16 protein-coding genes are annotated in these 20,626 nt (G+C 70.2%); 6 read left to right on the top strand and 10 right to left on the bottom strand.

Annotated features, from left to right (window positions below):
* Positions 1 to 4: 4 nt before the first annotated feature.
* From GVV86_RS00160 to ssd, 3 genes are read right to left on the bottom strand one after another with little or no spacing between them, the layout of a single operon-like run.
* Entirely contained in the window at positions 5 to 784 is a 780-nt protein-coding gene (locus GVV86_RS00160) for a type II secretion system F family protein (protein ID WP_159800708.1), read from the bottom strand.
* Positions 781 to 1,998, bottom strand: a complete 1,218-nt coding sequence (locus GVV86_RS00155) for a TadA family conjugal transfer-associated ATPase (protein WP_425513912.1) — start codon at positions 1,996 to 1,998, stop codon at positions 781 to 783. The genes GVV86_RS00160 and GVV86_RS00155 overlap by 4 nt, the downstream gene beginning before the upstream one ends.
* The gene (gene ssd / locus GVV86_RS00150) at positions 1,995 to 3,062 is read right to left on the bottom strand and encodes a septum site-determining protein Ssd (RefSeq protein ID WP_159800706.1); all 1,068 of its coding nucleotides are present in this window, start codon (positions 3,060 to 3,062) and stop codon (positions 1,995 to 1,997) included. Before ssd ends, GVV86_RS00155 begins: the two co-directional genes overlap by 4 nt.
* A gap of 132 nt (positions 3,063 to 3,194) precedes the next feature.
* Between ssd and GVV86_RS00145 the strand changes: the two genes are divergently transcribed.
* Positions 3,195 to 4,886 carry a bifunctional 3'-5' exonuclease/DNA polymerase gene (locus GVV86_RS00145; protein WP_159801146.1) on the top strand — a complete coding sequence of 564 codons (1,692 nt, stop codon included), beginning with the start codon at positions 3,195 to 3,197 and terminating at the stop codon, positions 4,884 to 4,886.
* Positions 4,887 to 5,122: 236 nt separating this feature from the next.
* Here the strand turns inward: GVV86_RS00145 and GVV86_RS00140 are convergent, their stop codons facing one another.
* From GVV86_RS00140 to GVV86_RS00130, 3 genes are read right to left on the bottom strand one after another with little or no spacing between them, the layout of a single operon-like run.
* Entirely contained in the window at positions 5,123 to 5,800 is a 678-nt protein-coding gene (locus GVV86_RS00140; RefSeq protein ID WP_246199886.1) for an NUDIX hydrolase, read from the bottom strand.
* Complete coding sequence (gene nth, locus GVV86_RS00135; RefSeq protein ID WP_159800704.1) at positions 5,797 to 6,594, bottom strand: endonuclease III; 798 nt, start codon at positions 6,592 to 6,594, stop codon at positions 5,797 to 5,799. The genes GVV86_RS00140 and nth overlap by 4 nt, the downstream gene beginning before the upstream one ends.
* Before the next feature lie 45 nt (positions 6,595 to 6,639).
* Positions 6,640 to 8,163: a hypothetical protein gene (locus tag GVV86_RS00130; protein WP_159800702.1), complete on the bottom strand. Its 1,524-nt coding sequence runs from the start codon at positions 8,161 to 8,163 to the stop codon at positions 6,640 to 6,642.
* Between the two features lie 303 nt (positions 8,164 to 8,466).
* Here GVV86_RS00130 and acs point away from each other — a divergent pair, with 303 nt between their 5' ends.
* The 5 genes from acs (at position 8,467) to GVV86_RS00105 (ending at position 15,742) form a co-directional block, all read left to right on the top strand.
* The gene (gene acs, locus GVV86_RS00125; RefSeq protein WP_159800700.1) at positions 8,467 to 10,431 is read left to right on the top strand and encodes an acetate--CoA ligase; all 1,965 of its coding nucleotides are present in this window, start codon (positions 8,467 to 8,469) and stop codon (positions 10,429 to 10,431) included.
* 124 nt (positions 10,432 to 10,555) lie between these two features.
* Positions 10,556 to 11,875, top strand: a complete 1,320-nt coding sequence (locus GVV86_RS00120; protein ID WP_246669815.1) for an MFS transporter — start codon at positions 10,556 to 10,558, stop codon at positions 11,873 to 11,875.
* Positions 11,876 to 11,901: 26 nt separating this feature from the next.
* Positions 11,902 to 12,378 carry a type II 3-dehydroquinate dehydratase gene (gene aroQ, locus GVV86_RS00115; protein WP_159800698.1) on the top strand — a complete coding sequence of 159 codons (477 nt, stop codon included), beginning with the start codon at positions 11,902 to 11,904 and terminating at the stop codon, positions 12,376 to 12,378.
* A gap of 57 nt (positions 12,379 to 12,435) precedes the next feature.
* On the top strand, positions 12,436 to 14,160 hold the full coding sequence (locus GVV86_RS00110; RefSeq protein WP_159620441.1) for a dipeptide ABC transporter ATP-binding protein: 1,725 nt from the start codon (positions 12,436 to 12,438) through the stop codon (positions 14,158 to 14,160).
* A gap of 118 nt (positions 14,161 to 14,278) precedes the next feature.
* Positions 14,279 to 15,742, top strand: a complete 1,464-nt coding sequence (locus GVV86_RS00105) for a protein adenylyltransferase SelO (protein WP_159800696.1) — start codon at positions 14,279 to 14,281, stop codon at positions 15,740 to 15,742.
* 85 nt (positions 15,743 to 15,827) lie between these two features.
* Here GVV86_RS00105 and GVV86_RS00100 read toward each other — a convergent pair whose 3' ends face one another.
* The 4 genes from GVV86_RS00100 to GVV86_RS00085 all read right to left on the bottom strand — a co-directional run bounded on the left by GVV86_RS00100 (position 15,828) and on the right by GVV86_RS00085 (position 20,534).
* Positions 15,828 to 16,757, bottom strand: a complete 930-nt coding sequence (locus GVV86_RS00100; RefSeq protein ID WP_425483375.1) for an ABC transporter permease — start codon at positions 16,755 to 16,757, stop codon at positions 15,828 to 15,830.
* Between the two features lie 8 nt (positions 16,758 to 16,765).
* Positions 16,766 to 17,770, bottom strand: coding sequence for an ABC transporter permease (locus tag GVV86_RS00095; RefSeq protein ID WP_159620435.1), 1,005 nt, complete (start codon positions 17,768 to 17,770; stop codon positions 16,766 to 16,768).
* Between the two features lie 91 nt (positions 17,771 to 17,861).
* A complete protein-coding gene (locus GVV86_RS00090) occupies positions 17,862 to 19,559 on the bottom strand; it encodes an ABC transporter substrate-binding protein (RefSeq protein WP_159620433.1) in 1,698 nt (565 codons plus the stop codon).
* Between the two features lie 264 nt (positions 19,560 to 19,823).
* Positions 19,824 to 20,534, bottom strand: coding sequence for a TetR/AcrR family transcriptional regulator (locus tag GVV86_RS00085; protein ID WP_159800694.1), 711 nt, complete (start codon positions 20,532 to 20,534; stop codon positions 19,824 to 19,826).
* Positions 20,535 to 20,626: the final 92 nt, after the last annotated feature.

Below are 20,626 nucleotides of genomic sequence, written 5' to 3'. Positions count from 1 at the left end.
GGCATCACGGACCCCGCACCGCGGCGGCCACCAGACGCCGGGACCACAGCCGCCCCGCGAGCATCAGCCCGAGGCCGAGCATCAGCGTCAGGAGTCCGATCGGAGAGCCCAGGAGCACCCCGACGGGGTTGACCCCCATGAGGTAGCCGAGCAGCACGCCGACGACCGGCAGCCAGCCAAGCAGCGTCACGGTGGCCCGCGGTCCCGCCAGCGCCGTCTCCCGGGCGGCCTGCGCATCCACCGCGGCATCCAGCTGCACCGCGTACCGGGTCAGAACCTCGGCCAGCGGCGCCCCGCTGCGTTCGGCGACCGAAAAGCACGAGGCCAGGTCCACCCACAGCGTCGGCGCCGGATCCTCCGGCCCCGCACGCGCCCCGGCCTCTGTGCCCTCCGCCATGGGTGGCGCGCGCAGCACCGCCGTGACGCTCAGGCCCAGGGAAGCGCTGCGCCCGGCCGCCCTGAGGACCGGGAGGGCCTGCGCGGCGAAGGCCGAACCTTCTCCGGCCGCCTCCGCGTAGAGGAGTTCCAGATCCCGCCACAACACCAGCGGTGACCTTCCGGCCCGGAGCAGGCCAGTGATCTGGTGCACCAGGAGGGCCGGCTCGTGCGCCTCCACGGCGGACTGCCGCCGGAAACCCCGCGCGAAGCCGGTCTGGCCGGACCGGCCTGCCGGGACACCGGACGGTGGTGCTGCCCCGGCGGAGATCCGCCGGGGCAGTGGAGAATCCGCCCGGAGCACCAAGGCTGCGAAAGCGAGCAGCATCCCCACCAGCAGGCCGGTCACCGCGGGGCCTCCCCTGACAGGCGGGCCGTGAGCGCCGCCCAGGCCTCGCCGCGGATACACTCCGTGCCGCCGGAGATCAGCGCCGGCCGGACGACGAGCCGCCCGCCGGACATCCCGATCAGGGCGATCCGCTCCACCCTCCGCCCCTCGGCGCCGCGGACCAGATGGATGACAACATCAAGAGCGCTTGAGGCCTGTACCGCCAGCGCCTGGGGGGTCATGCCCGCCAGGGCTCCCAGTGCCGTCAGCCGGGCCGGGACGCTGGCCGCGGAATTCGCGTGCACCGTACCGCCGGCGCCGTCGTGCCCGGTGTTCATGGCCGCGAGCAGTTCACGGACCTCGGCGCCCCGGCATTCCCCGACGATCAGCCGGTCCGGGCGCATCCTCAGGGCCTGCCGCACCAGTTCCGCCAGGTCGACCGCGCCGGCGGCCTCGACGTTCCCGTGACGGGACTGAAGGCCGACGGCATGGGGGTGGAGCGGGTTCAGCTCGGCGGCGTCCTCCACCAGAACGAGGCGTTCGGCGGGGCCGCTCAGGCCCAGCAGTGTCGAAAGCAGCGTGGTCTTCCCCGTCCCCGTCGCCCCGCTGATGAGGAAGTTCAGCCGCCGGTGCACGACCTCCGCCAGGACGGCGGCAAGGTCGACCGGAACGGCGCCCGAGGCGCAGAGTTCGGACAGCGTGAAGACCCGCTCCCGGCGGATGCGGATGGATAGCAGGGTTCCCGCCGTCGAGATCGGCGGGAGCACAGCGTGGATCCGGAAGTCCCTGAGCCGCACATCGACGCACGGATTCGCGTCGTCGAGCCTGCGCCCTCCGGCCGCCACCAGGCGGGCGGCGAGGGCACGGACGTCGTCGTCGCCGGCGAAGGCCAGCGGCACACGCCGCAGCCCGCCGGAACCATCCACCCAGACGTCCCCGGGTCCGTTCACCAGGATGTCGGTGACCGTGTTGTCCTGGGCGAGCTGGTGCAGCGGCCCGAGGCCCTGGAGTTCGGCCCGGATACCGTCGACGGCGGTGAGGGTCCCTTCCGAACCCAGGAACCGGCCCGTGGACCGGACGGCCTCCGCGAGCCCGGCACCGGTCACCGGCGCCGAACCGGCGACCACCCTGCGGCGGACGAGGTCGACCATGTCCGGGTCGGCTCCACCGGTCCGGGTTCCGGCCGGCACCCGCTCAGCCCGGCGGGGCCGGGAGCCGGGAAGACCCCCGGTCATGCCGCGTCCCGGCCGTCGAGGGCGGTCTCGAGGAGACCCTGGCAAAGCCTGCGGACGGAGCGCTGGCGGCCCCGCTCCAGGAGCCGGCCCTGGGCCTCGGCGGCCGGCACTCCGGGCAGATGCGGCAGGAAGGCAGGCTCGGGCACCTCCAGCACCTCCGCCACCCGGTGCGGCAGGAGTCCTCCCCGGACGGGGCCGCGCAGCACCACGTGCACCGGTATGGGCGAGAACCGAGGGAGCAGGACGGCCGCCGCCGCGACCGGTCGCAGCCGGGCCGGCACCAGCAGCACCACGCTGCCGCAGGCGGCCAGGAGCGTATCGTCAAGGCCCCCTGCGGTCCCGAGGTCGACAACGGTCAGCTGGAACGCCTGCCGCGCGGCGTCCAGAACCGGACCGGCCGCGGAGGAAGCCCCGGCGGGCGCAGCCGGGAAGGGACCATGGGAGAGCACGGAGAAACCGGCGGGCCGCGGCAGGGCGGCGGCGAACTGCGCGGGGTTCAGCGCCCCGCGCACACCCTCCAGATCCCGCCACCGCAGCCCGGCGGCGGCGTCCCCCAGGGCCAGTTCGATGCCCCCGCCCAGCGGGTCCCCGTCAATCAGGACGGTCGCGGCACCGGTCGATGCGGCGCCGTCGGCGAGCCAGCAGCTGAGCGTACTCGACCCTGCTCCTCCTGCCGCCCCGAGGACGCCGAGCACCGGCCCCGAAGCGGCCGACCGCGCCCGGCCCAGGTGTTCGGCGAGCCACCCGGCGGCCTGCGGCAGGATCGCCACCCTGCCGGCACCCCGCGCGGCAGCCGCGGACCAGACGGCGTCCTCCTCCTCCCGCAGGCCGACCAGGATTACTGGACACCCGTGCGGGAGGCTGCCCCCGCCCGCATCCGGGGCAAGCAGGAGCACCGAGGGAGAATGCCGAAGTGCCTCGGGCACCGAGGACGCCACGATCAGTGCCACCCCGGCCGCCGCCGCAACCCTCGCAGCCTCGTCCCGTAGGGCCTGCGCCGCGCCCACCAGCACCACCCGCTGGTCCTCCGTGCCCGCGGGAGTCCAGGAACGCCGTTCCGTCATCCTCCAAGGGTGTGCGGGCGCGGTTCGCTCCAGTGGCGGCCGGCCGCGTATGTGGACAACGCTGCCGACCCGCAGGCCGTCGCGGCGGCCCTGCTGCCCACGCTCCTGCCCGGGGACGGGCAGAATGAGGACATGTATGTCGTCGTGGCGCACCCGCCCAGCACCGACCGGGACACCGCCGCCGTCTTCCAACCCCTCGACGCCGCCGGCACGCCGTCGGGACCTGCGGTGAACGCCGCCGCCGGAGACCTGCACCGAACCTTCGCCCGCCTCGAGGCCGGCTCGCCGCGCTGGGTCTGGGAGAGCACGCGCGCCTGGTATCCGGGGCTGCTCGCGGCGGGCATCAGCCTGGAACGCTGCCACGACCTTGCGCTCGCCCGCGCCGTCCTGGCCCTCTCCCCCTACTGCTCCTCCTCGGCCTACGCGGAGGAGCTGCGCTCGCGCCTGGTGGACGGAGAGGAGCCGTCCCTCCCCCGCCAGATCCTGCCTCCCCCGCCCGCACCCAACCAGAGCAGCCTGTTCGATGACGTGCCCACGGCGTCCGGGCCCGAGGCGGGGGCCGTCGCCGCGGAGTTCCGCTCCCAGCTGCAGGCGGTGGCCGGATCAACCCACCCCCGCCGGCTTTCCCTGCTCCTGGCCGCCGAGTCGGCCGGAGCGCTGCTGGCCGCCGAGATGGAATCGACAGGCCTTCCATGGCGGCGTGACATCCACGAAGAGCTGCTCGAGCGGCTGCTGGGTTCCCGCCCGCCCGAGGGCCAGCGCCCACCGGTCCTTGAAGGTCTGGCCGCCGAACTCCGGGACGCCCTCGGCAGCCCGACGCTGAACCCGGATTCGCCCCAGGAGCTCATCCGGGCACTCCACCGGGCGGGCATCGAGGTGGCCACCACCCGCTCCTGGGAGCTTGAGCAGCAGAAGCACCGGGCGATCGAGCCCCTGCTCGCCTATAAGAAGCTGTCCCGCCTGCTCACGGCGAACGGCTGGACTTGGCTCGACACCTGGGTTCATAACGGCCGCTTCCGCCCCGAGTACGTGGTCGGCGGGGTGGTCTCCGGGCGGTGGGCCTCCCGCGGCGGCGGGGCGCTCCAGATTCCGAAGATGGTGCGTGACGCCGTCCGCCCCGACCCGGGCCACGTGCTGATCGTCGCCGACGCGGCCCAACTCGAACCGCGCGTCCTGGCCGCGCTGGCGCAGGACTCGGCCCTGGCCGCCGCCGCCCGCGGCAAGGACCTGTACCAGGGCATCGCCGAACAGGGCTTCGGCGGGGACCGGGCGAAGGCCAAGCTGGCGATGCTCGGTGCCATGTACGGAGCGACGACCGGCGAGTCCGGGCGCCTGATGCCCCAGCTCGCCCGCACCTACCCCCGGGCCATCGGCGTCGTCGAAGCGGCCGCGCGGGTCGGCGAATCAGGTGGCACGGTCGGCAGTTACCTCGGGAGGGGATGCCCGCCGGCCTCGGAACGCTGGCGGGCCGCGCAGCGGACCACCAGTGCGGAGGAGCAGCGCCGCGCCGACACGGCGGCCCGGTCGCGGGGCCGCTTCACCCGGAACTTCGTGGTGCAGTCCACCGCCGCGGAATGGGCGCTGTGCTGGCTGGCGGAGGTTCGCCGGAGGCTCCGCCTGCTGGGCGGCCCCGCGGCAGTGACCGGAATCGTCTTCTTCCTGCACGACGAGGTCATGCTGCATGTGCCCGAGGAGCGCGCCGGCGAGGTCAGCCGGTTGATCGAGGAGTCGGCCGCAGCGGCCACGGAAATGATGTTCGGCAGGATACCGATCGAATTCGCGGTCAACGTCCTCGTGGTCCGTTCCTACGCCGACGCGAAGTAGTATCCGCCCGCCGTCCCCCGAGCGCCCCGGCTGGGCTCCGCCCCGCCGAAACCGCACCTCACCACGCTCTGCCCGCAGGAAAGGGTGGTGAGCTGCACACTCGGAGGGAGGGCCCGTGCCCCATGCGCCTTAACTGCGCTCTCCGCCCCGCCGAAACCGCACCTCACCACGCTCTGCGCGACGCATAAGGTGGTGAGCTGCACACTCGGAGGGCGGGGCGGCGGCGGGGAACGGAATCAGGGCGGCGGGATGACCAGTGACTCGTCCCACGGCTCGGTCCAGCCCAGAGCATCGAACAGGGAACTGAGAAGCATCCCGGTGAATCCCCACACGGTGGCTTCGGGAAGCACGAAGCCGGGGCTGAGGCCGGTGGAACCGCCGCGCTGGAACACGACCGTCCTGCGGTTGGCCGGATTCAACAGGTCCCGGACGGGCGCGCGGAAGACCTGGGCCGACTCGCCCTCGTCCACGACGCCGACCGGGGTGGGCAGCAGCCACCAGCCGAGCACGGGTGTGACCAGGAAGTTGCTAAAGGGCAGTCCGACCTCGGGCAGTGCGCAGAGCACCTCGACTCCTGAGGGCTCTAGCCCGGTCTCCTCCTGTGCTTCCCGCAGGGCGGCCGCCCGCTCGTCGGCGTCGCCGGGGTCGATGGCACCCCCGGGGAAGGCGACCTGCCCGGGATGGTTGTTGAGGGAATCCGCGCGCTGGACAAGCAGAAGGTCGAGGTCGGCCGGCGCGGTGGCCGGATGGCCGGGCGCCAGATGGTCGTCGGCCGTCCCAAAGAGAATCAGCACCGCCGCCCGCCGTGCCTTCTTCGGGTTGAGGATCCGCAGCCGCCAGGCGGTCGGCAGGTCGAGGGAGTCGGCGTCCTTCATGGACTCGGCGTAGTCGCGCAGGGACTGGTAGGCGCTCACGTTCCGAGGGTGTATCCGGCCGCGCGGAGTTCGGTGCGGGTCTGCCCGCTGCGCATCAGCCCGAGCAGTTCCTCACGCCCCGGTGCCAGTTCGTACTTCAGCAGCTTGGCCGCCTTCACCGGGTCCACCTCCCCCTCGCCGTAGGACGGGCACAGCGCCGCGACCGGGCAGGCGCCGCAGGCGGGTTTCTTGGCATGACAAATCCGGCGCCCGTGGAAGACGAGGCGGTGCGAAAGGGCCGTCCAGTCCCTCGGCTCGAACAGCGCACCGACCTCCATTTCGACCTTGACCGGATCCTCCGACCCGGTCCAGCCGAAGCGCCGCGCCAGCCTCCCGAAGTGGGTGTCGACGGTGATCCCCGGAATCCCGAAGGCGTTGCCCAGCACCACATTGGCCGTCTTTCGGCCCACCCCGGGGAGCGTGACAAGATCCTCGAGCCGGCCCGGCACCTCACCGTCGTACTCGTCGACAAGGCGGTTTGCCAGGGCCAGCAGGCTGTTCGCCTTGGCCCGGAAGAACCCGGTCGGACGGATCAGCTCCTGCAGCTCCTGGGGATCGGCCTCGGCGAGCGCCCGGGCGTCCGGGTAGCGCTCGAAGAGGACGGGCGTGGTGAGGTTGACCCTCACATCGGTCGTCTGCGCCGAGAGCACCGTGGCCACGAGGAGCTCGAAGGGGTTCCCGAAGTCGAGCTCCGCGTGGGCGTACGGGTACACCTCCCCGAGCACACGGTTGATCCGGCGGGCGCGCCGCTTCAGGGCCGTGGCCGACACGGCCTCATTGGTGTGCCCCTTCATGAATCGGCCTCCCGTGCCTGGTGTGCTGTCGGAGGGCAGCGGGAATTACTCCCGCGGTGCCCGTTCGATGTTGGTGAGGTTGCGCATGACGCCGATCTGCCCGGTCCTCTTGTCCTGCACGACGAACTCGGTGCCGCGGTCCTCGATGCCCACTTCCCAGTCGCCGGGCTGCACGATGAAAAGCTGGCGGCCGGACTGTTCGTCGACGACGGGCCTTGGCGTGCCGACGGCGAACCAGAACGCCTCGACCACCTGCTCCTCGTCGGCGCTCCGGGTTGCCGAGATGGTCTCCTGCTGCCGGGGGGCTGCCTCGGTCACCGGGTGGACGCGGGTCTGCGCGTCCGACGACGCACCGGAACCTGCGGCAGCGGAATCCGGGGTTCCCGGGTCCCGGGTCTGCGCCTGCCGGGCACCCGCCGCCGGATCTCCGGCGCCATCGGCCGAGCTCCGGCCCGAGGGCTGGCCCGCTGCCCCGGCGGAGGTCGAACCGGCAGCGGCGGCCGTTGCGCCCCCTGCGTCGCCGGCCGCGGCCTGGGGCCCGCCCTGCGCCTGCGGCGCGGGCGTCGAGCCCACCGGGTCGGAGGCGGCTGCCTGCTGAGCCGTACCCGAAACGGGAACCTCAACGGAGTGCTGCTTGACCTTCTCTTCCTTGGCCGGCTTCGGCGCCTTGGGTGCCTTTGGCGCCTTCGGCTGCGTGGGCAGGACCGCGCGGGCCACGGGATGGGCCGGCGTCTCGGCGCGTTCCTTGAAGTCCTTGGCGAAGAACGGCAGGTGCGGGGCCAGGACCGTTGCCGCCAGCATGCCCACGGCGCCGATCAGCGACACCAGCGGGCCGATGTGGAAGGCGGTCATGGTCTGGAGGAAGAAGAACGCCGCGGCCAGGGACGCCGCAACCGAGGCGAACTGGTCGACCGAGAACGAACCGACCCGCAGGCCCGAGGCCCCCTGCCGCCGCCCGATGACCAGGGCCGCGGCGGCCACGGGGAGCAGGATGCCGATGCCCACGAAGAACAGCGGAAGGGTGTTCCAGAAGTTCGCGTAGCGCACCTCTCCGCGGAAGAAGGGAAGCAGCGTCCCCAGGAAGATCACCGCGGCGGAGGCCAGCAGGACCACCTCCCGGAGCGTGAACGACCCGAGCACGGCCTTGCTGGAGCTGTATGGTCCTTCGGAGCCCGGACCGGAACGCACGGCCGTGGTGGCGGCCCCGGCAGCCGGTTCCGCCGCACCGGCGGAGCTTCCAGCGGCGGAGCGCGCCCCGGAAGGATCCGCGGCAGCGGAGGTCCCGGTGGACTGCCCGGTGGCCTTCCCGGCGGACTTTCCAACGGACGTCCCGGTGGAAGTCGTGGCGGACGTCCCGGCGGACGTCGCAGTGGACTTCCCGGCGGCCTTCCCGGCGGACGCCGCAGTGGACGTCCCGGCGGAAGTCGTGGCGGACTTTCCGGCGGCCGGCTTCACGACGGCGGTGTCAGCAGCGGAGGCACCGCCGCTGGCATCAGCTGAGGATCGGGCGGTCGCGGCGTCCGGCTGCGCGCCCACGCCTGCCGTCCGGTCCTTCGAGTCTTCGGTCATTGTTGCTCTCCCGTTCGTGGCGGCGGCCAGCGGCCGCACGGAAGCACCCGGTGCGGCACCGGCTGCCCATGTCCTTCCTCCACAGTAGCCACCCCCGATCCCCTTTCACTAGCACGCGGGGCACCGGGACCGGGTCGGCAGAACCGCTCAACGCACAAAGTCGGCCTTTCACATCTGGAGTGTGATCGCTGACACAAGTCCGGCGAACTGGCCGATAATGTTCGGGAAGTGCATCTGCGCAGCGGACCGCTGCGCCGGCCTGGATTTCAGCCAGGAATGGATCGAGCCGCAGAGGGGTAAGAAATGTCCGAAAGCGCCCAGAGGCAAGGCGACGCGTTTGAAAACCTGCTCCACGAGGAACGCCGCTTCCCGCCCAGCGAGGAATTTGCCGCGCAGGCTCTCGCCCAGCCCTCCCTCTATGAGGAGGCCCGCAGCAGGGGGACGGAGTTCTGGGCGGACCAGGCCCGGGCCTGCCTCTCCTGGGAGACCGACTTCACCCAGACCCTCGACTGGTCCGAAGCTCCCTTTGCCAAGTGGTTCGTCGGCGGGAAGCTCAACGCGGCCTATAACGCCCTCGACCGGCACGTCGAGGAGGGGCGCGGGGACCGCATGGCCATCCATTTCGAGGGCGAGCCCGGCGACACGCGCAGCTACACCTACGCGGAGCTCACCGAGTCGGTGAAGAAGGCGGCCAACGCCTTCGAATCTCTGGGCCTGCAGAAGGGCGACCGCGTCGCAGTGTACCTGCCGATGATCCCCGAGGCGGTCATCACCATGCTGGCGTGCGCCCGCATCGGGGCGGTCCACTCGGTGGTGTTCGGCGGGTTCTCCGCCGATGCGCTGCGCAGCCGGATCGACGACGCCGAGGCCAAGCTGGTCGTCACCGCCGACGGCACCTACCGGCGCGGCAAGCCCAGCGCCCTCAAGCCCGCCGTCGACGCCGCCCTCGAGAAAGAGGGATCGACCATCACCAACGTGGTGGTGGTGCGGCGCAATAACGAACCGGTCGAATGGACCGAGGGCCGGGATGTCTGGTGGGACGACGTCGTCGACAGCGCCTCCAGCGAGCACACCGCCGTGGCGCACGACTCCGAACACCCGCTGTTCATCCTCTACACCTCCGGAACCACCGGCAAGCCCAAGGGCATCCTCCACACCACCGGCGGGTTCCTCACCCAGACGGCCTTCACCCACAAGTACACGTTCGACCTGCGCCCCGAGACCGATGTCTTCTGGTGCACCGCCGACATCGGCTGGGTGACCGGGCACAGCTATGTCGCCTACGCCCCGCTGATCAACGGTGCCACGCAGCTGATGTACGAGGGGACGCCGGACACCCCGCACCAGGGCCGGTGGTGGGAGCTGATCGAGAAGTACAAGGTCTCGATCCTCTACACCGCCCCCACCGCCATCCGCACCTTCATGAAGTGGGGCCGGGACATCCCGAAGAAGTTCGACCTCTCCTCGATCCGGGTCCTGGGTTCGGTCGGCGAACCCATCAACCCCGAGGCCTGGATGTGGTACCGGGAGATCATCGGCGGCGGAAAGGCGCCGATCGTTGACACCTGGTGGCAGACCGAGACCGGCGCCCACATGATCTCGCCCATGCCCGGGGTGACCAGCACCAAGCCCGGCTCGGCGCAGGTCGCCGTCCCGGGCATCGCCGTCGACGTCGTCGACGAGATGGGCCAGTCGGTGCCGAACGGCTCCGGCGGCTACCTCGTGGTCCGCGAGCCGTGGCCGTCGATGCTGCGCGGCATCTGGGGCGACCCGGAGCGGTTCAAGCAGACCTACTGGTCGCGCTTCGACGATATGTACTTCGCCGGCGATGGAGCCAAGAAGGACGAGGACGGCGACATCTGGCTGCTCGGCCGGGTCGACGACGTCATGAACGTCTCCGGGCACCGGCTGTCGACCACCGAAATCGAATCGGCCCTGGTCAGCCACCCGTCGGTGGCCGAGGCTGCCGTCGTCGGCGCCAAGGACGAGACCACCGGCGAGGCGGTGGTGGCCTTCGTGATCCTGCGCGGCTCGGCCAAGGACGACGACGACATCGTCACCACGCTGCGCAACCACGTGGGCAAGGAGATCGGCCCGATCGCCAAGCCGCGCAACATCCTCGTGGTGCCGGAGCTGCCCAAGACCCGCAGCGGCAAGATCATGCGGCGCCTGCTCAAGGACGTCGCCGAGGGCCGCGAGGTCGGGGACGCGACGACCCTGGCCGACAACACGGTAATGCAGCAGATCGCCGCCTCGCTGCGGAAGTAGCCGGCCCCCGGACCGCCCGCCGGGCCCGTCCTGCCGTTCCGGCGGCGGGCCCGCCGGAGCGGCCGGTGTGAGATTGGACTCAAACGTTGGCACCCGTGCCGGAGCCGGGTGGACAATCGTCAGCGTGTCAAGTTCACTCGCCGCCGCGCCCGCCCCCGTCACCCGTCCCCGGATGGCCCGCCGGGCCGCCGGCGCCTCCTTCGTTGGAACCGCCCTGGAGTCCTACGACTTCTATGTGTTCGGCACCGCGGCCGCGCTGGTCTTCAATGAGGTGTTCTTCACCGAACAGGACCCCCTGGCTGGAACCCTGTCGGCGTTCCTCATCTTCGCCATGGGCTTCGTCGCCCGCCCGCTGGGCGCCATCCTCTTCGGGCACCTCGGCGACCGCATCGGCCGCAAGAAGACCCTGATCTGGACCATCACCCTGATGGGCCTGGCCACCGGCACGGTTGGCCTGCTGCCCGATTACAACACCATCGGGGTATGGGCTCCGATCATCCTCACGGTGCTCCGCCTGCTCCAGGGGCTCTCCCTGGGCGGCGAGTGGGGCGGGTCCATCCTCATCGCCACCGAGCACGCCGAGCCGCGCCGGCGTGCGCTCTACGCGTCGATTCCCCAGCTCGGTTCACCGGTGGGGACCATGCTCATCTCGCTGATCTTCCTGATCCTGACCGTCACCGTGCCCGACGTGATGACCACCTGGGGCTGGCGGATCCCGTTCCTGCTGGCGTTCCCCTTCCTCGCCGTGGCGATCTACCTGCGCCTTGCCATCGACGAGACCCCGGTCTTCAAGGACGCCGCCACCAGCAACAAGCTCGCCCGCGTCCCGTTCCTCGAGGTCATCCGCTCACAGCCCGCCGCGATAGTGGTGGCCGCGGCCTCCGCGGTCCTCGGCATCGGCTCCTACTTCCTGATGGTGTCCTACACCCAGGCCTACGGCACCGAACGGCTCGGCCTGAGCGAGGCGACGGTCCTCAACGCCGCCCTGATCGGATCCCTGCTCCAACTCGTCACCATCCCCGCCTTCGGCTACCTCGCCATGCGGCTCGGATCGGCTAGGGTCGTCGCCGGCGGCGCCCTGGGCACCGCGCTCATCGCGTTCCCGCTCTACTGGGTCATCAGCGTCTCCACCGCGCCGACCTACATCGCCGCCATCCTCATCGGCGGCATCCTGCCCACCGCCACCTGGGCGGCCCTCGGCGGGCTGATGGCGGACATCTTCAATCCCCGGACCGCCTTCACCGCCCTGTCCTTCGCCTACAGCCTCGCGGCGATCATCGCCGGCTTCGTCCCCTCCATCACCCAGGCCTTCGGGCAGGCCACCGACGGCGCCTGGTGGCACCCTGGCATCGTGCTGGTGGTGCTCAGCCTCGTCACGTTCGTCGGGGCGCTCCTCGCCGTCCGGCTCCGCGCACGCCAGCAGCCCGCCGCCTCCGCGGCGTAGGCTGCGGGCTGGGGCATAGTTAAGCCATGACCGCGGCCCCCAGCTCAAGCATCCTCCTGCTCAACGGCCCCAACCTGAACCTGTTGGGGACGCGGGAGCCGGGAATCTACGGCACCTCGACCCTCGCCGACGTCGAGGAGACGGCCCGCACCGCCGCGGCCGCGCGGGGATGCACACTGCGGGCCGTCCAGTCCAACCACGAAGGCGCACTGATCGACGCCATCCACGGCGCGGCGGGCACAGCCGGCGGGATTGTCATCAACGCCGGCGCCTACACCCACACCTCGATCGCCATCGCCGACGCGCTGGCCGCCGTCGGTCTGCCCGTGGTGGAGGTCCACCTGAGCAACGTCCACCGGCGCGAGGCCTTCCGGCACACCTCCTACATCTCCGCCGTCGCCGACGCCGTGATCGTGGGGGCGGGAGTTGAGGGATACCGGTTCGCCGTGGAGCACCTCGCGGCGCGGCTGGGCGCCCCGGACGGGGCGAGTCCAAAAAGTTAGCATCGGCCCGGAACGTCGCCTTACGCGAAAAGCGCGCCGGTAGGGCACCATAGTTTCATGACGGATATCACTCCCGCCGGTACGACGGCCAGCGACGCGCCCCTGCTAGAAGTCCGGGACCTCGCGATCAGCTTCCGCACCACCCACGGGGAGGTGCGCGCCGTCGAAAACGCGAGCTTCACCCTTCGACGCGGAGCCACCCTGGCGATCGTCGGCGAATCGGGTTCCGGCAAGTCCACAACGGCCATGGCCTGCATCGGCCTGCTGCCGGGCAACGGCAAGGTCACCGCCGGCAGCATCCTCTTCGAAGGTCAGGAGCTCGTCGGCCTGGCCGAGTCGAAGATGCGCTCCATCCGCGGCCGGGCGATCGGCCTGGTGCCGCAGGACCCGATGTCGAACCTCAACCCCGTCACCAAGATCGGCACCCAGGTCGCCGAGACGTTGCTGGTCCACGGCATGGCCACCAAGGCCAACGTCAAGCAGAAGGTGATCGAGGTCCTCTCCGCCGCCGGCCTGCCCGACGCCGGCGAGCGTGCCAAGCAGTACCCGCACGAATTCTCCGGCGGCATGCGCCAGCGCGCACTGATCGCGATCGGGCTCGCCTGCCAGCCGCGGCTGCTGATCGCCGACGAGCCGACGAGCGCCCTCGATGTCACCGTCCAGCGCACCATCCTCGACCAGATCGACACCATGACGGACCAGCTCGGCACGTCGGTGCTGCTGATCACCCACGACCTGGGGCTGGCCGCCGAGCGCGCCTCGGACCTCGTGGTGATGCACCGCGGCCGGGTCGTCGAGACCGGCCCCGCCCAGCAGCTGCTCAACGACCCCCAGCACCCCTACACGCAGTCGCTGGTGCGCGCCGCCCCGTCCGTCGCCGCCGTCCGCCTGCGTCCGGGTGCCTACAACGACGACCCCGCCAAGCGGGCGAAGCTCGCCGAGGCCGTCTTCGCCGAGCACGAGAGCGGCAAGACGGTGGCCCCGGCGAACATTGTGGAGATCCGGGACCTCACCAAGGTCTACAAGCGCCGCGGCAGCTCCGAGGACTTCTACGCGGCCAAGAACGTCACCCTTGACGTGCCGCGGGGCCAGACGGTCGCCATCGTGGGCGAGTCCGGCTCCGGCAAGACCACGACGGCCCGCATGCTCCTGAAGCTCATCGAGCCCACCTCAGGCACCATGACCTTCGACGGCATGGACGTCGCCACCCTCGACAAGGCCCAGCTCAACGACTTCCGCCAGCGGGTCCAGCCGATCTTCCAGGACCCCTACTCCTCGCTGAACCCGATGTTCACCATCGAACGCATCGTCGAGGAGCCACTCAACGCCTACAAGCGCGGCTCCAAGAAGGAGCGGGCGGCCCGGGTGCGGGAACTGATGGACCAGGTGGCCCTGCCCCAGAACGCCCTGCGCCGCTACCCCTCGGAACTGTCCGGCGGGCAGCGCCAGCGTGTAGCTATCGCCCGCGCGCTGGCACTGAAGCCCGAACTGCTGGTCTGCGACGAGCCCGTGTCGGCACTGGACGTGCTCGTCCAGGCGCAGATCCTCAAGCTGCTCGGCGACCTGCAGGCCGAACTGGGCCTGAGCTACCTGTTCATCTCCCACGACCTCGCCGTGGTGCGCCTGATCTCCGACTATGTGTGCGTCATGAAGGACGGCGAACTCGTCGAGGCAGCGACCTCGGAAGAGGTCTTCCAGAACGCCCGCCACCCCTACACGCGCCGGCTGCTCGCCTCCATTCCGGGCAACGAACTGCGGATCGAGGGCGGCATCGCCTCCTGAGGCCCCGGACGGCGGCGTCCCGGTGCAGCATGCACGCCGGGATGTCCACCTCCAAAGGTCTGCCCGCGGGTAGGAAGTTGAAGCGGTCCGGCGGCGCCGGCGTCGGTATTCTGGGGACATGAGCGCCGTAACCGGATTCACTGCCACCCTGGACGGCCGCTTCGCGCGGGAACTGGCGGAGCTGGCCATCCCCTGGCAGGCCGAGGAAACACCGGAGCCGCGGCTGCTGGTGCTCAATGAGCCGCTCGCTGCCACGCTCGGCCTCGACCCCGAAGCACTGCGGACACCCGAGGGGGTCTCGTTCCTGACCGGCACCGCACTGCCCGCCGGAGCCACCCCCGTGGCCCAGGCCTATGCCGGCCACCAGTTCGGCGGCTACAGCCCCCGCCTCGGGGACGGGCGGGCACTGCTGCTGGGCGAGATCACCGGCACCGACGGCCGCCTGCGCGATCTCCACCTCAAGGGTTCGGGGCGCACGCCGTTCGCGCGCGGCGGGGACGGACTGGCGGCCGTGGGCCCCATGCTGCGCGAGTACATCGTCAGCGAGGCCATGTACGCCCTGGGCATCCCGACGACCCGTTCGCTGGCCGTGGTGGCCACCGGCCGGCCGGTGCGCCGGGAAACGGTGCTGCCTGGAGCGGTGCTCGCCCGGGTGGCGGACAGCCACCTGAGGGTGGGCAGCTTCCAGTACGCCGCGGCCGGCGGCGATCTGGCCCTGCTGCGCCGCCTCGCGGACCACGCCATCGCCCGGCACCATCCGCAGGCCGCCTCGGCCGAGGCGCCCTACCTCGCCCTGTTTGAGGCGGTGGTCTCCGCCCAGGCCTCCCTGGTGGCCCGGTGGATGCTCGCAGGCTTCATCCACGGGGTGATGAACACCGACAATATGACCATCTCGGGCGAGACCATCGACTACGGGCCCTGCGCCTTCCTTGACGCCTTCGACCCGGCCACGGTGTACAGCTCGATCGACTCCGGCGGGCGCTATGCCTACGGCAACCAGCCGCTGGTCGCCGAGTGGAACCTCGCCCGGCTGGCGGAGGCCCTGCTGCCCCTGATCCACGAGGACCAGGAGCGGGCCGTCGAGGCCGCGGTCGCCTCCCTCGAGGCGTTCCGCGCCCGGTACAGCGCCGCGTGGCTGGCCGGAATGAAGGCCAAGCTCGGCCTGGCCGGCTCCGTGCCCGACGGCGAGGCCGTCCGGCTGGTGGACGACCTCCTGGCCCTGCTGCAGACCGGCAGGGCTGACTACACCTCCTTCTTCCGGGACCTCGGCTCCGCCGCCCGGGGGGACGCCGGGCCGGCCCGGAGCCGGACCGCGGATCCTGCGGGGTTCGACGCCTTGGCGCAGCGGTGGCTCGCCCTCGGCCCGGACGCGGCGGCGATGGACCGGGCCAACCCGGCCTACATTCCCCGCAACCACCTCGTCGAGGAGGCCCTGGCGGCGGCCACGAACGACGACCTGGGCCCGCTGGCGGGCCTCCTCGAAGCCGTGACGGCGCCCTACGACGAGCGGCCCGGCCTTGAACGCTATGCGGTCGGCGCCCCGGAGGACTTCGGCCCGTACCGGACCTTCTGCGGCACTTAACGCCGACGCCCCGCCGCTTGGAGAGCGACGGGGCGGATTCGACGAGGTGGATTCGACGAGGCGGCGGGAGCGGGCTCCCGTCGGGTTACTTCTGCCGCGTCTTTGGATCCAGGGCCTCCCGGAGGGACTCCCCCAGGAGGGTGAAGCCGAGGGCGGTGATGGCGATGCACGCGCCGGGCAGGAACGCCAGCTGCGGCGCGACGCTCAGCTCGGCCTGGGCGTAGGTGAGCATCCGGCCCCACTCGGCGGCCTGCGGCAGTCCGCCGCCGAGGCCGAGGAAGGACAGCGCGGCGGCGTCGATCACCGCGGTGGCCAGGGTGAGCGTTGCCTGCACGATCACCGGGCCCATGCTGTTGGGCAGCAGGTGGCTCATGGTGATCGTGCTGCGGCTCAGCCCGAGGGTCTGCGCGGCCAGGATGTAGTCGGATCCGCGCTGGGAGAGCATCGAGGAACGGAGCAGCCGCGCAAAGATCGGGATCTGCGAGACGCCGATGGCGATCATGATCGCGTACGGGCTCTGGCCCAGGATGGCGGCGATGCTCACCGCGAGCAGCAGGTTCGGCACCGACAGCAGGATGTCGACGAACCGCATGATGACGTTGTCCACCCAGCCGCCGAAGCCGCCGGCGAGGACACCGAGGAGCATTCCGCCGGCGAGGCCCAGGGCGGTGGACACCACGCCGATCAGCAGGGACGCCTGGGCGCCCCAGATCAGCTTGCTCAGCAGGTCGCCGCCGAAGCGGTCGAGCCCGAGCGGGTAGCCGCCGATCTCCCCGGGCCCGGGGATGGTGGTGGGGGTGATTTCGGTGCGGCCGGGCAGTTCGTTGCCGCCATAGGGGGCCAGGACCGGCGCGAGGAGCGCCACGAGCAGGAACAGTCCGATGATGACGGCGCCGGCGATGGCCTGCGGGTTGCGCCGCAGGCGGAGGAACGCGTCCTTCCAGAGGCCGGTTCCACCCCCGGTCTCGATCGCCGGGTCTGTCGGGGCTGCTGATCCGCCGACGGCGGGGGGCAAGATTGCACTCACTGCACACGCACTCTCGGGTCGATGATGCTGTAGGAAATATCAACCAGGAGGTTGATGATCGCGTAGAGGATGGCGATGAAGATGATGAACCCCTGGAGGACCGGGTAGTCAAGGCCGAAGATGGCATCGCGCAGGAACCGCCCGATGCCGTTGAACGCGAAGACCGTCTCGGTGAGCACGGCACCCGAGATGAGCAGGCCGAGCTGCAGGCCGATCGTCGTCACCACCGGAAGCATGGCGTTGCGGAGGATGAACCGGCCGCGGATGGTGCGCTCCATCAGGCCCTTGGCCCGGGCGGTGCGCACGTAGTCGGCGTTCTGCACCTCAAGCACCGAGGCCCGCGTGATGCGCACGATGATGGCCAGCGGGATGGTGCCCAGGGCCAGCCCCGGCAGGATCAGATGCAGGAAGGCATCCCACGCGGCGTCCCACTCCCCCGTGAGCAGCCCGTCCAGGACGTAGAAGTCGGTGACGTGGGTCGCGTTGATGCGCGGGTTCTGCCGGCCGTCGGGCGGTAGGAGGGACCACTGGATCGCGAAAAGGTATTTGAAGATGAACGCGAGGAAGAACACCGGGACGGTGATGCCAATCAGGCTCAGCACCACTGAGCTGTGGTCCACGAAACGGCCGTAGTGGCGGGCCGCCGCGTATCCCAGCGGCACGCCGACGCCGATGGCGAAGATCAGGGCCACGATCGTGAGTTCGATGGTCGCCGGGAAGCGGGTTGCGAATTCTTCGAGGACGGGACGCCCGGTGTTGATGGAGATCCCGAAGTCGCCCTGCAGCAGCTTGCCCATGTAGGTGAAGTACTGGGTCAGGAGGGGCCGGTCGAACCCGTAGAGCTCGTTCACCCGGGCGACGGCCTCGGGGGTCGCCTTCTCACCGAGCAGCGCGGTCGCCGGACCTCCCGGGAGGCTGCGCACCCAGAGGAAGAGCAGAACGGACAGCCCAAACAACGTGGGGATGAGCAGGGCAATTCGCTTGCCTATGACGCGTAACACAGTGTCCTCTCGGGGGGAAACCAGGATGTGCTCTCCAACACAGTGGAGCCGGACCTATCGTACGGGTCCGGCTCCACTGGACGTGCTGGTATTACTTGCTGAGCTCGATCTCGCTGAAGACCTCATCGTTGACCGGGCTGGCCGGGTAGGAGGTCACTCGTTCGTTGAACGCCAGCGAAGGTGCCGGGTGGGCCAGCGGGATGGCCGGGATGAACTCGGCGATCTGCTCGTTGATCTCCTCGTACGCCTTCGTCTGCTCCTCGCGGTCGGTCATGCCCCGCGCCTCATTGAGTGCGGCGAACAGCTCGGGGTTGTCGAAACCGAATTCCGGCTTCTGCTGGCCGAAGAAGACGCCGATGAAGTTGTCGGTGTCGTTGTAGTCGCCGGTCCAGCCGAGCAGGTGCAGGCCGTGGTCCTCGGTGCCCTGAACCTGGTCGAGGTAGTCAGGGGACCAGGCGGCAGGCGCCGGGGTGACGGTGATTCCGACGTCGGCCAGCTGCGCCTGGAGGTTCGTGAAGACCTGCTCCGGGGTGGGCATGTACGGACGGGAGACGTTCGTCGGGTAGTTGAACTGGACCTCGAAGCCGTCGGGGTACCCGGCCTCGGCGAGGAGTTCCTTAGCCTTCTCCGGATCGAAGTCGTACGTGGTGACGTCCTCGTTGTAGCCGTCGACGACGTCGGGGATGAACTGGGTCGCGACCTCGGTGCCCTCAGGAAGGGTCTGGGCGACCAGAGCCTCCTTGTCGATGGCGTGCGCGATGGCTTCACGGACCAGCGGGTCCGCGAGCTGCTCCACCTTGTGGTTGAAGCCCAGGTACAGGATGGTGAACGGGTCGCGGGCCACCACGTTGTATCCGCCGTCCTTCAGGGACTGGACGTCGGCCGGGGCGACCAGGTCGTACCCGTCGATGGTTCCGGCCTCGAGGGCCTGGCGGCGGGCCTGCGGGTCGTCGATGATGCGGAAGATCGTCTCGGTGATCTGGCCCTTCTCGCCCCAGTAATCCTCGAAGATCGACAGCTCAAGCTGCTGTCCGACGTCCCAGGACTCGAACTTGAAGGGACCGGTGCCCACCGGGTTGCCGAGGGCGTACTCGCTGAGCTTCGGTGATTCCTCGGAACCACCGATCTCGTCGGCCTTGAACTCCTCAAGCGCGGTGGGGCTCTGCATGGCGAACGCCGGCAGGGAGAGCGCCGGCACGAACCCGGCGAACGGCTTGGCCAGGTTGACGGTGACCTCGTTGTCGCCGTTGGCCTCGCAGGATTCGTAGACGGCTTCGTCAGGCTGGTCCTTGAACCCGCGGAAGAGCGAGTTGTAGTAGTAGGAGACGGTCTCGGCCTGCTGGAGGCCGGTCCAGTTGTACCAGCGGTCGAAGTTGAAGCAGACGGCCTCGGCGTTGAAGTCGGTCCCGTCGTGGAACTTCACTCCCTCCTTCAGCTGGAAGGTCGTCGCCAGTCCGTCCTCGGAGGTCTCCCACGACTCGGCGAGCAGCGGCGCGGGATCCGCGGTGCCCTTCTCCACACCGACGAGGCCCTCGAAGATCTGGCGGCTGACGCGGAAGGACTCGCCGTCGCTGGCGAAGGCCGGGTCGAGGGACTTCGGGTCGGAGGACGCAGCGAAGACGAAGGTCGAATTGACGGCCTCGCCCGAACCCTCGGCGCCGGCCCCCTCTTCGCGCTGGCTCTGGACGCAGCCGGTCATGAGCAGCGCGCCGATGGATATTCCCGCAGTCAACGCAACACGTTTCCTGGTGGGATGGAACCTGCGCACAGAAGTGTCGCGTGTAGACATTTTGAGCTCCTGTTGAACGAGTGATTCTGGCCGGACAACCCTGTATCCGCCGGACCGGAACGCGCCTGTGCGCACTGGCCGTGTGACGAGCCTAACTTCTAAAACGGCCGGTTTTCGTATTTCCCGCATCCATCCGGTCACGATTTGGTCTCGCGGAGGCAAAGTCCGCCACTCGACGGACCCGGTCGGCGGTACCCTGCCGCGACTCCCCCGGGGCGACTCCCCCGGGGCGGTTGCGTACCTCGGGCCCGGTGATCCCCGTCCTTACGATGATGCCGCACATTTCGCCAGCAGCCCCAGCTGCTCCGCCAGCCGCCCGACGGTGTAGTCGTAGAGGGCATCCGGATCGACGAAGGTGTCCTTGCCGTACTGCCCGAAAACCTCGAAGGAGACCGCGCCGAAGAGGGCCGACCATGCCTGGACGGTTGCAGCGAGGACTCCGTCCGGTACCGAGAGGGATAGCTGGTCGCGGATGGCCTGAAAATCCGCTGCAAGTTCGTTGGGCGCGACACCGGCCCCGCCCGTGATTCCTCCCGCGTCCCAGGCGTCGTCCACGATCCGTGCGAGCAGCGTAACGACGCGTGTCCCCTGCGCGGTGGTGCGTTCCGCCGGAGCCGCATAACCCGGAACTGGACTGCCAAAGAGCAGCGCGTATCGGGACGGCTCGCGCAAAGCCCACGACCGGACGGCCCGCGCGAGGGCGGCAAAGCGGTCTGAAGCCGACGGCCCGGCCCGCTCGACTGCGGCATCCACCTCATCGCCGAGTTCGGTATAGGCATCGACCAGGAGAAGCGTGAGCAGCTCGTCACGGTTCGCCACGTACCGGTACACGGCGGAGGAAACGACGCCGAGCTCCCGGGCGACTGCGCGGAGTGAGAGCGCAGCGGCGCCCACCTCCCCCAGCTGCCGGCGCCCGATGCGGGTGATGTCCTCCAGGGTCTGCTGCCGTGCGCGCTCCCGCGGTGTTCCTGCCATGAGCCCACTCTCGCATCGAAAGGAGAGCGCCGTCAACAATTGCGAGCACTGCTCTTGACTTCGCTCCCGACAGTCTGCATGCTGGTTTTGAG

The organism is Arthrobacter zhaoguopingii (assembly GCF_009828595.1).
GTDB classification, from domain to species: Bacteria; Actinomycetota; Actinomycetes; order Actinomycetales; family Micrococcaceae; genus Arthrobacter_D; species Arthrobacter_D zhaoguopingii.
Note: the sequence above shows the minus strand (reverse complement) of the source record. Positions and strands in the feature narration are given on the sequence as shown.